The organism is Deltaproteobacteria bacterium HGW-Deltaproteobacteria-2 (genome assembly GCA_002840505.1).
Lineage (GTDB): Bacteria > Desulfobacterota > Syntrophia > Syntrophales > Smithellaceae > Smithella.
In genome coordinates this window covers 95412-111386 of the sequence record PHBC01000003.1, presented here as the reverse complement: position 1 = coordinate 111386, position 15975 = coordinate 95412, and the positions used below count along the sequence as shown (strand labels likewise).

The window sequence follows — 15975 nt, the reverse complement described above, 5'->3', positions numbered from 1 at the left end:
TACACGAAAATTAATTACGACACAGTATCATGCGCCGGGCTAACGCTTTCTACTCTGTACTATTCTATTATTAATTGTCGCATAATAGTCTTTACATTGGTCATTCCGGCGAAGGCCGGAATCCAGTATTATTTAAACTGGACCCCGGCATGCGACGGGGTGACGACTCCGACGGGAACATGTCAAATGTCGTTACTATTATAAGACTGTTAATAACTTCTTTCCTTACGACTTGCTACGTGACCTCCGGCATTCGCCGGACTTCGCTTGTCCCTTATTGACTCAGATATTATTTCTGAACTTCTTTCTCAGACCCTCCCGCTTTTACTTGAAGGCTTTTTTTAACTTCCATGTTCATTTTTTCATCAGTTACTTTATCGGCAAATTTATTTGTAATGGCCTTGGCTTCCTGTTGATTTTTAACTACATGCGGTGTCAGCAGAATTACCAATTCGGTTCGCAGGGCTTCATTCTCCGTATTGCCGAATAAATAGCCCAGTATCGGAATTCTGCTCAACAAAGGAATTCCCCCTCTTGCTTTGGAATCATCTTCCCTGATTAGTCCACCGATAACTATTGTTTGTCCATCCTGCACCACAAGATTGGTTGACGCCTCAGTTTTATTTAGAATTATTTGTGTTTCATCCGCATAAAGAGTATCCTTCGAATACGTGGAAACCTCCTGCGATATCTGCAGGGCGACCAGGCCGCTGTCATTAATCTGCGGTTTAACCTTAAGAATCATTCCAATATCTTTATACTGAATAGTTCTAATTGGCACAGAGGTGCTCCCTGCGCTGCCATATGTTTCTGATGTTACGAGCGGCACTTGCTGTCCGACTTGTATTCTTGCCTCCCGATTATCGGAAACCATAATATGCGGCGAAGCTAATAGTTTTGCCTTGGATTTCGAAGCTAATGCATTGATGACAGCTCTTACCGATCCGCCCGAATCAATGCCGATTAGAGAAAGGCCGGAAGTCTTTGAAGTATCGCTGCTTAATTGAGAGGGATTGAAAGATATTGAGACCGGATTCATATTAAACATATTGGTTTGAAGCGACCAGGCCAGCCCCAAACTCAATTTATCAGTCAGCTGGAGCTGGGCTATGGTTCCTTCAATCAAAACCTGCCGGGGAACAATATCGAGCTTGGCGATAGTTCCTTTTATAACTTCGTAATCTTCGGGCGTACCTAAAATAATAATCGCGTTCATGATTTCATCGGCATATATTTTAACCAGATCGGAAACTAAAATATCTGCCCCGCCCTTATTTGCCATTCCCTGCAAATGCGGCCGTGGCGGGGTTGCAGACGAGGAAGGGGATGCTGGTGAAGTTGTTGACACTGACACACTACTCGCAGTTGTTTGTCCCGGAGATTTGGAGCCTAAAAATATCTGTTGAAGCAAAGCGCCTATATCCTTGGCGTTGCCATTTTGAATATGATGAACAAAAACCTGCGGCCCTTTATTCTTTTGTTGCTCAGAATCAAAGATAGTTACCAATTGTAGAAGACGTTTGACATTGGCGTCCGTATCTACAACGATAATATGGTTTGTTTTGGGGATATCTACAATTACAGCATTAGCCGATACAAACGGAGTAATTAATTTTACTATTTCCGATGATTGCACATGTTCAACAGGCACAACCTGCAATAGTGCCTTTCCTTTAATTTCAACTTTCTCCGCATCTCTGCCGATATTGATGGCCGAAGGTTCACGCGCCAGATCTCCTATCGGTATAATACGGTAAAGACTGTTTTCCTCTATTACAGCCACTCCGTTAAGACGCAGAATAACTTCCACCACAGGCAATACATTATCTTTCGGAATAGGCGCAACAGACCTGAAGGTAACTCTGCCTTTTACTTTCGGCTCGATAATATAATTTACTCTCAATATTTCACTAAAAACCGTTTGAATAACCGAATAAATGTCAGCATCATCAAAGTTTAAACTGATATGCCCATTGGAAGCTGATGTTTTATTGGTTGTAGTATTCGGCGGGGCAGACGTCATTGGTTTAGCATCTGTTGTCGAAGTAGCCGGTGCTTTATCTGAAGATGATTTCTTTTCATCAGGAGCAGGCAAATTGCCGGGAGAAACTTTATTATCATGATTTTGCGGTACTTTAGGTTGTGTCGCTGGAGGAAATATTGGTTTTAAAGATTGTATCTGTTGCTCTTTTGGGGGTTGTGTCTTGTTAGATTCTTTTTCAAGTTGGATTTGTTTTATTTCCGGTAATCCGGCGTTTTGTAACGCAGGTGTGAAGGGAGCATTACTTACAGAAGTGACTGAGTCATTTTTCTGAACACCTTCTTTTATTTCTACATTTTCCGCATAAACAATTATCGAAAGAAGAAACAGAGCAGAAATTATTGTTATGAATTTTCGCACAAATACCGTCCTTAATGTTTCTGTTATTCCCAGCTTACAACATCTTTATCTTCACTTTCTCCTCCGGTAATGCTGTCCCTGCCGTACGAAAATAAATCATATTCACCATGAGTACCGGGACATTGATAATTGAACGGTTTACCCCATGGATCATTTGGAAGTCCTTTCTTTAAATAAGGGCCATCCCAATTTTCAATATTTTGATTGGTTACTAAAACACTTAGTCCTTCCTGCGTTGTCGGATATCTTGATGTGTCGAGTCGAAATTGATCCAAGCCCTGTTCAAGTAATTCAATTTGTGCTTTTGCTGCGGATTGTTTTCCTTTGCCTAATTTCGGAAAAAGTCTTGGCGCTACTAAAGAGGCAAGCAGAGTGATAATCACCATTACAACGAGAATTTCAATTAAAGTAAAACCTTTTTCATCTTGGCTTTTCTTTAGTGCTGCACTCATAAAATATCCTTTCATGATCTTTGCAGGTGACTTTCTTATATATTCATGATGTCAGGATTAAACTAACCCACTGCTATCTGGATTGCGGGTAGTGCGGTATAATTATGTGCATAAAATAATATTCAAGAACAATCGTACAAAACCGGCAATATTTTAAAATAAGATTTTGTAACAACAAGCTAGAATTATTAAATAAAATATTTTCTAAATTATTCTTGATAAAACTTTTCCTTCCGCATTCGAAATAATTTTCAAAACGCATCAAATATGAATCTAACTTCTCTTCTTGGGAGTTCGGTGTCTGGTACTAAAAAGCTCGCTCAACATTTCTAACAATAATTTCAAAATTATATTTAATTATGTTTTCGGCACAAATTACACACCTATTATAATGCCTGATAAATTCAGCATGAATTATTTTGTCAATTTGTGCTGCTTAAAACTTGAAAAGGGTGCATCTAAAAATTAATGTTGAATACAATTATAGAAAAGTAAAAACATTGTCAATATCAAATCAAACATGAAACAAAATTCTATTTCAAGATGAAATAGAATTTTGTTTCATCCTGCTTATGCCAAATATATTTTTGATAAATATAAAAACAATAATATAAACAGTGTATTAGTGTATTTATGCCTCTTGATATCAAGAAAGCGATAAATGAAACATAAATCGAATTTTAATGAAATATGAGTAAATGAGTATTGAGGAGGTGAAATTCCCCCAAATCGAAGATTTTGCGCGGCATGCCGCGGAAAGCTTCAAATACCTGTCAAAGCGTTTATACCTAATACCGATCAAGTTCCAAAAGTAAAAGTTTTGTTTTGGACATTTCTTTAAATTTATTTTGATCGATGAGCGAGTTATCGTCTTTTTTCAAGTCGTCGGCCGTAACATACTTGTTGACAAGATCAGTGGTTTCCTGAATCAGTAAAAGAAATTTTTCCGGCGAAATATAATTGATTGACATCTGATATACAAAAATATTGTCATCAACAAGTTTTTCTGTTCTGATGCGCGCCTCATTTAATGAATCCAAAATATACTTACATGCTCCTATGGTCAAACACGGAGCAAAATCCCAGAAAATAATACACCACGTATATTTGACATAAGGAAGATAGCTTTCTGCCATTATTGAATTTTCAAACCGCGCAACTATATTTTTTAATGCTAATAATAAAACATATAGAGATGATTCATTTATGTTCCCTTCTGCGGAAACATAATTTCTTAACCAGCCAATTTCAGTAAAATAACGGATAGCCACTTTTTGAAAAACATTATGCTTATCGGAAAGGAAAGCATATTCTTTTTTATCAAGAAGCTTTTCGTCTGAAGAAAATAGTTCAATGAAACAGAGAGCACACAAATAGTAAAACATTGCGGTCCCATCTTTGCCTGCTGGAGATGCAGTCCAACCTTTTAAAAAATATTCCTTTGCTTTTTGAAAATTATCTAAGACATCTTCTTTACGAATGTTTTGCGCATTTGATAAATTATCTGCTCTAAGATAATTAACATATTTTTTTGCTCTGCCATAATAGAGAAGTCCTATTTCATTCCAGCTTATTTCATCGTTATTGCAACGCCTGATTATAAATTCACTTTCAGCTATTGCTCGCTCAAATGCCCGTTCGGAAATAAAAAAATCACTATTCATGTGAGCGATATTTTCATAAATAAGCATTCGCATGTGTCTGGCAATGACATTAAGAGGATCTGACAACAGTATATTAGAAATAATTGTGTCGGCTTCATATAGCATCTGCCGGCCACGGAGCACCTTGGCAATCTCGATTAACAGCAAGCTGCTATGGGGGAAGCGCTGCAACGTCCGGAGTGCTTCAAACGGGCTTTCCGAGAACATTTCCGGAAAGTAAAGGGCTTGCTGGAATTTATTATAAGATAGCTCGTTTTTGTCTATAGGAAGCATCCTCTCTTCTAACAGATAAGGAATATAGTTATAATAGTTGTAAGACATAAAATATTTGACAGTCCAAATATCGTTAATATTACTTTCATCGACGATGGAGTGATTCTTGTAGCGTTCAAAACCGACTTTAACATCGGCAACACGTGCGCATAAACGGGCATAATCAGTCAGGTAGATACCTGTTTCCCCTGTAAGTTTTGTTTCCAAAAGTGGTTGTACTACCAGATTAGTTTCGGCGACCAATCCTGCATGAATAATAATAACAAGCTTTTTTTGAGGGCTGCTGTATTCGGAAAGAAGCCATCGGACAGCCATCTGATGAGCAATTGCTAAACTGTCGCGTATAGCTCTGTCATAGAGGCGTGGTTGTTCCGCTGGTCCTTGTTTTTTCGGTAACTTTAGGCTGAAAGAAGCCGCGCCGCTGGATATAATGTTTTTATTGTGAATATGACCGGCAAGATTGAGGTACTCAATGCACTTTGATAATTCCATTCGCAGCCAGTTTATATCCGTCGGAGTAATTATTTCACCTTTCCCTTGAAGATGCAGTGTAACGGTTGTTCCCGACTTCTCTTTAGCATCATCAGCTTTTTTTGCCGAGCCGACGGCTATTTTGCACAGCATGTCATAATTCCAGCTTAAATCGGGCCGCTTCTGGGCCAGTCTGTACGCAAGAATCCTTAGCAAAGAGCGCTTTTTGGCAGTATTCAGTATAAAGTTCCTTTTCAATCTTGTAATCATTGAAGCTTTGATTATCGGCAACGATAATTCTTTTGTTATTTTTTCTAACTGGGTGATGAGCGAGTTTACAGAATAATTACCACAGAGGACGTCAATAACATCGGAAAAAGTCAATTCTTCAGGCAGCGGTTTATCTATGTCAGGCTTGTTGTTACTGGCAAGAAATTCAATGAATGCTTTTTCAGTTTCTTTTTCAATGATGCCGTTTTTGTGTGCAAATTTAATAATCCGGGAAATCGCCCGTGCGGAAACTTCACGATCCGTTTCTTTAAAGTCAACAAAACTGGCTACAGAAGGAAAAGTGTTCCATAATGAGTTCATTGTTATGTTTAAATCTGTCTTATCTTCTTCCATTGTTTCATCTCCTAAATATTAATTGAGTCGTGTTTCATTAAAATACGATTTGTGTTTCATGCATAGTTTTGTCCGGAATAAGAAGCATAAAATTACTTAGATGTTGTATTTATTATTGTATTTATGTTCAATAAAAAATTTGCTTAGCATAAGCAAGATGAAATGACAATGTTATTTCATCTTGAAATGGAATTATGTTTCATGTTTAGTTTTATTATTGACAGTTTTTTTATTTTTCTATAATTGTATTCACAATTAAATTTATAGTTGAACCACTTTCACGTTTCAAGCAGCACAAATTGATACACTAAGACAGGACGAAAAAAAATTATTGCTCAAAATATTGAGCGAGTATTTTTAGTACCAGGCATCAAATTCCCAAAAAGAGTAGTTAGATTCATCGTAGCAGCAAGAGGAAAAGTGTTCTTTTGCAAGGGGTGGGTATTACTGTGCTTAAAACAGGGATAATAAAAACATAAATCATATTCAGGAGTATGAACGCAATTTGTTAATTTGATTTAAGAAATAAAAAGCAGGAGCGTGAAAATGAGAATCAAATCTTTTGTTGCGAGACTAAAATTTCAAAAACGAAGTGCATTGAAATTTGTAAGTCGAACAATCCCGCATAGCGGAGGGTATGACACCCCGAATCTTACTTGGGGTGTCATACCCGTGATTTCAGTATTTGTTCTGATTACTTTTTTAAGCGGCGCATTTTTTGTTCCCAACTCTTTTGCTGATTCCAAAGAACGCGATGAGATAAAAAAAGCAATAGGGCACAAAAAAGCTCGCTGGACTGCGAGAGATACAAAAATATCACAGGCCCCAAGTGCTGAAAGAAAGAAACATCTTGGTTCTCACGTACCTGTTCTAACAACTCAAGAGAAAATTCTGACAACTACTTCCGCGGCGGTTCCTGGTCACCTTGACTGGCGCAATTATAATGGAAACAGCTACGTGACGCCGGTAAAAGAGCAGGGCGCATGCAGTGATTGCTGGGCTTTCGCTGTGACAGCCGCTCTCGAATCAAACAAATTGATTTCCAGCAACACTCCCGGTGTATTTCTCGATCTTTCCGAACAAACCCTTAATTCCTGCAGCGGTGCCGGAAGTTGCAGCGGCGGTTATATAGACGCGGCGGCCAATTTCTTACGGGACATAGGCCTGCCTCTGGAATCCTGCAATCCCTATACGGCAACTGATGGAATGTGCTCTGTTAGTTGTTCCGACTGGCTAACCAATCCTTATAAAATATCCGGCTGGTACAAAGTTAATCCCTCTATTGAAGCGATTAAATATGCCCTTTATAACTATGGGCCTGTGGTTGCTTTAATGTCTGTCTATACGGATTTTTATTATTACAGCACAGGTGTTTATGAAAAATCATGGGGCAGTTTTGAAGGCTATCACGCGGTGCTTATTGTTGGATACGATGATGTCGAACAGTGTTTTATTATTAAAGACAGTTGGGGTGAAGATTGGGGCGAAGCGGGTTATGGTAAAATTGCTTATGGCGAAATTGCCGGTGACACACTATTCGGTTTTTATACCATTGCTTACGAAAACGTTATACCTACAGGATTTCCCACGCTCAATAGCATCCCGCGTGATCCCAACAACCCCAATACAACCGGCCAGAATGGAAAAAGCACGGCTCAGTTATCTATCTTAACCGGCAGTGTTAAAGATGAATCAGGCAACGCCGTCAGTAGCGCCGAAATCAAAATAGGTAATTACAAAGCAACTTCCAGTGCGGCGGGCATTTATGTTTTTTCTTCATTGCCTGCCGGGAGCTATGTTGCAACTATTCAAAAATCCGGTTATTCCACCCTTAGTGAAAATTTAATAATTACAGCCAGCACGACTTTGATAAAAGATTTTGCTCTTTCTTCATCCGCAAATGATAATGCGTCAAAAGATAACAAGGACAGTTCAAAAACAAGCACATCAGGTGGCGGTTATGGCCCTGGTTGGATTCATGGAATAGGTAAGGGTATTACGTCCAAGGAAGCAAAAGAAAATTTGAAAGCCAGAAAAGAAAAAATGCTTGCCGCCGGAGAAATAAAAGCGTCATTGGCAGGTGCGGGGGCTGATTACGAAACAGATGAAATAAAAGAACTGGCCCGCGCTCTTCGTTATGATCCGAAGCTGATATACGATTACGTACATAACAAAATAGACTACGTTCCTTATTATGGTTCGCTCAAAGGAGCACAACTTACCTACTTGGACGGCAGTGGCAACGATTTTGATCAGGCATCATTGATGATTGCCTTGCTTCATGCCAGTAGTGGTAAAGATGCCAACGGCACCATCTATACAGCCGAATATGTTTATGGGCAAATGACAATTCCTCTGGATAAACTTGCTAGTTGGTTAGGTGTTGATGTATTAGGATACTACACCATCGGCACCATTGATACTGCAATTAGAGCTGGTTTTATTCCTCGTGATCCAATAGTAGGAACTGATACTACAATCACGTTAGATCGCGTATGGGTGAAATTAAATGGTACATATTTATTTGATCCGGCGTTTAAAGAATATGATAACAAAACCCATATAGATCTGCGTTCCGCAATGAATTATCAGGATGATCTGCTTAGTACAGCGGGCGGCACCGTGGATAATTATTACAACTACACGCAAAATTTAAATGAAACAAGTCTTAGGGGAAAACTTAATTATTACACAACAAATCTGGCCAATTTCATTAGAGCTAATCACCAGAACAGTGATATTAAAGATATCATTGGCGGACGTACAATTATCCCAGAAACATTGACTGAATTACCAACAACGCTTCCGTATTCACCAGTGCCAGACCCTGATATGTCCCAAAGTGATATTCTTAGTATAAAGTCAACATTACAGGTCGCTGTTTGCCGAAGTTCTAGTTGTCCTCTAGATTCATCATCGGAAATTTATAAATCTTTTGATACCGCTGATCTCAATGGAAAAAGATTGATAGTCAGTTTTAACGAAAACGCACCAAAGTTGCTTCTTGATGGCGGCAGTCCTCCGGACTGTACGAAATGTACAGGCAGTAATGTAACAGATCCCGTATATATGACCGTTAAAATAAATCATCCTTACCCAGCGCCTGCCAATTCGCAGAGTGCAGATTATAATTTAAAGATTGGTGGTACTTATGCCATAGTTTATCATTTCGGCAATGGTATTTCCGATATGCTTCTCCAGAAACGCCAAAAGCAATTGGAATTTAATCGTGCACAATTGGAGCTTAGTGGTGCGCAACCAGAGGTAATTAATGCGTCGGAATCAGTGTTAGGTGAAACGCTAAATATCATTGGGCAAAACTGGTTGAAGCAAAATGCTATGATCGATAGGATAATAGCTGGTATTTCCGAAAGACACCTTATTGAACATCATAATGTTGGCGTTATGGCGCAGGATTTAAGTTACTACATAGACGTCAAAGCCTCTCTTTATATAACTAGCCCTATAAATGTGAATGATAATAATGGATTTGAATATTTAAATAAGGCTCGTGCGCTCATGTTAAGCGGATTGGAACATGGAATTTTACAGCAACTAACCGGCGGTGCCCAAGTACCGGCTGTATCGACCATAAAGCTATTGCAGAAAGCTAATACTGATGGCCGGAAAGTAATTATGGCTAATTACGATACATATAATAGATATGGTTGGACGAATTTTAAGGCGTTATTTAGCAACTATAAAAATAATCCCGTATACGGAGGGTGTCTTTATACCTGTACTTCTTCAAATACACCACCGGGTTGCAGTAGTGCGCCTGCCTGTCCTTGTGAGAATTGCGTTGCCAGACTTGGAGGAGTGATTTGGGATGATACAGATTATACACACAATTACATTCTTCCTGATAATGGATCAATTGGCTGGAAAGATAGCAGTGGCAACGATTACCCCTTAAGGTTTAAAGGGTATATCCATAAAACTAAATACGATGACAGCTCATCTGGCATTGGGATGGTCATTGCAAATGAAAATGAAGATTTCTTCTATTATGGCGCATGGATAGCTAGGAATGCCGATGTACCATGTATAATTACCACCCATGCATCAGGGAAAATTACTGTTCTAACTTTTTCATCTGCGGGCATGTCTGAACTATTGACAAATCTTGCGTTAGCGTATGCTGGAGACCCTGTCGATATGGCCGGTGGTTCGTTTGTTTATGAGAACACAGATCTTGCTCTGGGGGGTGACATTCCTTTGGGGTTGGCATTTTCACGTTCTTATAACAGCAATAAAAATCTATCAAAGCAAACATTAGGTTATGGTTTTGATCATAATAATAATATCTATCTCAGCCCTGTAAGCCATGCCGAGCCGGTATTGGGAAGCCGTCAACCCCTAGATACTGTGGGCATGCTGGTGGCTATTTATGCTTGTTTGGATTTGATGAAGGCAACAGATACCGTAGGAAACTGGATGGTTGGAGCTTTGGTCGCCAACTGGGGTATTGATCAATTGATAGACAATTCCATAGTGATTAATATGGGCAACAAGATTACGGAATATATTAAACTGGCTGATGGAACATATGTTCCCCCTCCGGGCATCACCACACAATTGATAAAAAATAATGGTGATATTACGATCAAAGACGGTGATATTTTCAGCCTGCAAGAGCGTTCCGGCAAGAAAATGAATTTTAATGCCCTTGCAAAGAACGCAGACAATATAAGCTTTGGCAAGATTAGCCAGATCGTTGATGCTGATGGAAACACCGCAAACTTTACATACAAGGACGCTGATAAAAAGCTTGATAAAGTAACCGATGCCTTTGGCCGTTACATTCAACTTAACTATACAGGCGATAAAATAACTTCCGTTTCCGATTATGCAACCGGTTCCACCACGCCAATGAGAACAGTCTTGTATTCTTACGATACTAACTATCCTTATAATTTGACAGGTTATACAGATGTTGAAGGAAAAAACTGGAGTTACGGCTACGCGACCCCAGCAAATCATCTTATAACAACGCTGACAAAGCCTGTGACAAGCTCACAGAATATAACAACCATTACTAATGAATATGATACTCTTGGCCGGGTGAAAAAACAAACAGCGCCACGCCAGAGCGGCCAGGCCATTTATGACTTATACTTCTCCGGTTATCGAAATCAGGAAGTTGATCCTGACGGTCACGCAACTACCTATTATTATGATAAGAAAGGCAGATTATATGCGCAGGAGGACGCTTTGGGTAATAAAGTAACCAAAACATACGATGGTCAGGACCATGTTGTTAGTGTCACCGATCCAAGATCAACAACGGTAAATCCTATCGTTACAAACTATGAATACGAAAATAATAATCTTACTAAAGTTACCAATGCCCTTACTCAATCAGTCCGAAATATCTATGAGGCCACGTTCCCGTTCCGGCTGACCGATATGAAAGATGATTATGATTATGGACCGCATTATAATTATGACCCCGATCATCCTTATTTCGTTTCGGACGTAACAGATGCCTTGAATAATAAAGCGTATAGCACTTATTATTCAACAAGTGAGTTTCCCAAAGGTTTTAAAAAAACTCTAAAAGACCCACGTGGTACAATAACGACATTGACCTATGACGCTTATGGCAATCCGTTCACAGCCCAAACCACGGGGCATACCACGGGACAAACAATCGATCATCCCGCAATAAAATATACTTATGACATCATCGGCAGAATGACTGACTTTTACGATCAGTTAAATAATCCAACGACAGCTACTCATTTTGAGTATGACAAACGCGGACTGCTGCAATACAAAAGGGATCTGCTGGGCAAAACAACAAACTTTACATATTATGACGATGGCTTGCTGCATACAAATACCGACCGCAAAGGCCAGACAATTACTTACGCTTATACCCCAACTGATAAGATAGATACCATTACCTATTCCGATCCCAATGCCACGCAAGTCAAGTTTCATTACAACAATCTGGATCAGGTGATTGGCATGGATGACGCAATCTGTACACCATTGTCAACCTGTCCTTATCCTTCTTCTCCTTATCTTTACGACGCTGCCGGCCGTCTCAGGCAGATGAAAGATTCCAATGGTTTTGTGATTTCCTATGACTATGACGCTGCCGGTAATCTCACGGAGCTTACTTATCCCAGCAATGACAGCACTGTCAAAAAGGTTACCTACACCTATGATAAATTAAACCGATTGGAAACTGTTAAAATCACATGGCTCAATGATATAACAGCCACCTATAACGAATTCGATCTCGCCGGTCGTCTTAAAAAATTAACCAATTTCAACAGCACGATAACAACATATAATTACGACAACGCTAATCGTCTGACGGCAATAAACAATCTGAAAGCCGATGGTGGCAATGTTATTGCCACCTATCAATTTACCGAACTGGACGGCAACGGCAACCGCAAACAAATTGAACAGAGCGAACCTTACGCGCCGGCAATAGGTGAAGGAAATGTAACCTATGGCTACAATGATAAGAAAAACCGGCTTGAGTCCGTAGTCGTCGGGCAAACTAATTTTACTTATGATCTTGAAGGTCAACTGTCATCGAGCGATATCGGCACTGCTGTTTCCTATACATTCGATTATGAACACCGGCTCAAAAAAATCGGAACAGATACGGAATTCTTTTATGATGGCAGCGGCAAACGGCTCAAAGCTGTCCGGTCAAGTGTGGAAACCAGATACATTTACGATGCCGCAGGCAGGCTGCTGGCGGAAGCAAATGATAGTAACGTAATTACCAGATACTACATTTACGGCAAGGGATTGCTCGCGATGGTAACACCTGCCGATCAGACTTATTGCTACCATTTCAATGGAGTCGGCAGTACAATTGCGATGACCGACTCATCAAAAGATATTGTCAACAAATATTCTTATGATGCCTTCGGCAATATAGCCAGTGAGCAGGAAGCAATATATCAGCCGTTTAAGTATGTCGGCCAATTCGGTGTTATGACCGAACCCAACGGCTTCTACTACATGAAGGCCAGATACTACGATCCAACCGTCGGCAGATTCATTTCCGAAGACCCCGTCGGCTTCGGTGGTGGCGATACTAACCTCATGGCGTATGTCGGCAATAATCCGGTTACAGGGATTGATCCGAGCGGGCTATATGAAGATCATAATAAAAAATTTTATTTTCCGGGATATGATTTTGATAAACAAGATCATGGCCTGACCGCACCATACTTACCATTGAGTTTATGGCTCCATTTCCAAAGCAGGGCAGATGCTATGCAAGAAGTTAACTATGCAATTATGAACCGCGACCTAGATGCATTTGAAAGAGGTATGCATGATTTGCAAGATTCCTATGTTCATTTTGATAATGGCTATAGCGTGTTTACTTTAGGGCACAAGTTCCAGGATTGGTTCAGTGGAACAGACACAGATGCTATTACGACAGCTGTTCCCGAGGCTAGAAGGATTTCAGAATTTTATACAAATGTAATGAATTCAAATGGTGGGCCTGGTCCTGTAAATTGGTCTTTCAAAAATAAATAATATGGATAAAAGAAAAATTAAGATTATCTTAATACTGGAATTTATGATGCTTATGTTTTGCAGTGTCGTCATAAGCGGTGATTTGAGTAATACAGTGTCTGCCGTTTATAATTTTGATTTTGACAGTGCGGAAAATCTGGAAATCATGAACGGCTATGATATCTTTATAAAGGACGACAGCCTTTACGCTATAGTATGGAAATCAACAGGAATAATAGACGTTGGCTACGACAGCCGTTTGTTGATAAAGAAAAAAGGTTCTGAAGAGTGGACAATAGTTGATATACCCGGCAAAGCCTACTATCTTGGCGCCGCTTACAATAATGAAATATGCTCCACAATACAGGATAGAAAAAACAATATCTGGCATATTTCTTTTTATGATTTGGCTGGCAGGAAATTACGAGAGTATGAACATAAATATAAAGTATTCAGCAGAGAATATATTCATTATGAACCTGTGCCCTTGTGTTATGATGACGGGTCTTTAATTTTTTATACCATTTACAAATATGAGACACGCAATATTGTATCAAAAACTTTTCTGAATATGATTCTTTTGGGTTACGGTTCTGCAAAAGGTTTCAGCGAATATGTGGAAATTGTTCCCGATCTTATTAATAAAGAAAGCAAAAGACGATCATTTTCCTATGCCAGAGTAACTGACAGTTCCGGCCTCAGAAAGGCATTTCCACTCAATAAAGATATTCCTCTGTTTGATTCCATGAAAAAAAGAGATTTGACAGCGGGCAATTATAAAATTACCGCTTATGAATTGGAAGATAAAGACAGCAATTATTATTTTAATAATAACAAGCTGATAAAAGCTTCCGATAAAATGGAGATCGTTGATATAAATAATGGCAATAGAGTTGTTCTGCCCATGCCGCCTGCTATGGATAATATTTTTGTTTTTGATTTTGATAAATTTAAATTTGATGGCTTCGCACGTCGCGGTTCTGATGCCTGGGCTGAATCCGATGATGTCATTCTGGCTATAAGGGTAAGAGAACATCTGACAGCCAAAATAATTATTTACTTCTATGACAGCAAAAAAAAACAATGGTCAATGAATACATTAATTGATTCTAATGAAAATTACCGTCATTTAACAATGTATAAAAAAGATGAGTCCCTTTATATGGGCCTTTGGGGAAATTCTCAAAAATTTAGAATAATAAAATATAAGGTACAGTAAAAAAATCATGAAAGTTCTATTAAGATATTAATGCGTACACTGCGTACAAAGTTCAAAGTGTGAACGAAATTAGGGACAACGCCCAATAAAAAATAGGGACATGTAGCGAAGTAGCAAGGGTCAAGAAAAAAACAAAACCCGAAAGGAATGGAAGGAAAATGAAAATTATCAAAGGACTTAGAAATTCACTAATTCTATTTTTAATCATAATCAGCGCAATTCTTTTTATTAATGTCATTCCTTCTTTTGCTACCGATCCCTGTACAGGCGGCAACGCAACAATTGACGGCAACTATACAGTACGCACATGCACATCGAACTGTGCGATTGTGTGTACCGCCGATGTTTTTGTTGATTTTATTATGGTTGGCGGAGGCGGTGGCGGAGGTTCAAATCGTGGCTCCGGTGGTGGCGCCGGTGGCATCGTTGTATCTTCAGGTTCGATACCTGCCAATACGTATAATGTGGTTATTGGTGTGGGTGGTTCCGGTGGCACAGATCAGAATGATAATGCGACTGCTGGTGGTGATACAACATTAGGGATTGCCGGTAGTAGTATTTTTGTTGTCAATGGCGGCGGCAGAGGACGAGGTGGTACTGCCGGTGGTGCATATTCTGCTTTAAATGGCGGTGATGGAGTCTCTGCCGGTGGTGGATGCTATGGTGGGGTTTCAGGAAGCGCATCCGGAGGTGCTCAAGGGCCTACCGGCAGTCAAGGGCATGCAGGTGGCGGCTCAAGCAATTCCAGTCCCTCTTATGGTGCAGGCGGCGGCGGTGGCGCTGGTACGGTAGGGATTGATGGAACATCCGCCGCCGGCGGTAAAGGTGGCGATGGCCTATCAAACAGCATAACCGGCACCGCTAAATATTATGGTGGCGGTGGCGGTGGCGGCCAGCTTTCTACCAGCCAGACTAATAGCGGTGGACAAGGTGGCGGTGGAAACGGGGCCGGCTACAATACGGCAGTTCCTGCTACTGCAGGAGTAAATGGCACTGGCGGTGGCGGTGGCGGTGGCGGTGATGGAGGTACAACTGCGTATAATGCTGGTGGTGCTGGCGGGTCCGGTATTGCAATATTTAGATATTTGACTTCTGGAAGTTCTACCTACACGATAACAGCATCTGCGGGCAGCAACGGCAGCATTAGCCCTTCAGGTGATGTCACAGTTAATTCCGGTGCCAATCAGGCATTTACCATAACACCCAACAGCGGATATGTTGTGTCAGACGTACTTGTTGATGGTTCTTCAGTAGGTGCGGTTACAAGTTATACATTCAGTAATGTAACTGCCAATCATACCATCAGTGCAAGTTTTGTCCTCGGTTACACGGTAGCGGTGACTGCCGGAGGTAATGGCAGTATTACACCAT

At 40.1% G+C, this 15975-nt stretch carries 6 protein-coding genes; 3 read left to right on the top strand and 3 right to left on the bottom strand.

Annotated elements, in window-relative coordinates; translation table 11 throughout:
- Positions 1-289: 289 nt before the first annotated feature.
- The 3 genes from CVU62_07405 to CVU62_07395 form a co-directional block, all read right to left on the bottom strand.
- Positions 290-2401, bottom strand: a complete 2112-nt coding sequence (locus tag CVU62_07405; GenBank protein ID PKN37552.1) for a hypothetical protein — start codon at positions 2399-2401, stop codon at positions 290-292.
- Between the two features lie 23 nt (positions 2402-2424).
- On the bottom strand, positions 2425-2868 hold the full coding sequence (gene gspG, locus CVU62_07400) for a type II secretion system protein GspG (GenBank protein PKN37551.1): 444 nt from the start codon (positions 2866-2868) through the stop codon (positions 2425-2427).
- Positions 2869-3641: 773 nt separating this feature from the next.
- Positions 3642-5885 carry a hypothetical protein gene (locus CVU62_07395; protein PKN37550.1) on the bottom strand — a complete coding sequence of 748 codons (2244 nt, stop codon included), beginning with the start codon at positions 5883-5885 and terminating at the stop codon, positions 3642-3644.
- A gap of 546 nt (positions 5886-6431) precedes the next feature.
- Here CVU62_07395 and CVU62_07390 point away from each other — a divergent pair.
- The 3 genes from CVU62_07390 to CVU62_07380 form a co-directional block, all read left to right on the top strand.
- Positions 6432-13406 carry a hypothetical protein gene (locus CVU62_07390; GenBank protein PKN37549.1) on the top strand — a complete coding sequence of 2325 codons (6975 nt, stop codon included), beginning with the start codon at positions 6432-6434 and terminating at the stop codon, positions 13404-13406.
- A 1-nt stretch (position 13407) separates the two neighbouring features.
- Complete coding sequence (locus tag CVU62_07385) at positions 13408-14604, top strand: hypothetical protein (protein PKN37548.1); 1197 nt, start codon at positions 13408-13410, stop codon at positions 14602-14604.
- A gap of 158 nt (positions 14605-14762) precedes the next feature.
- Positions 14763-15975: hypothetical protein (locus CVU62_07380; protein PKN37547.1), on the top strand; the 1213-nt coding region annotated here is incomplete at its 3' end.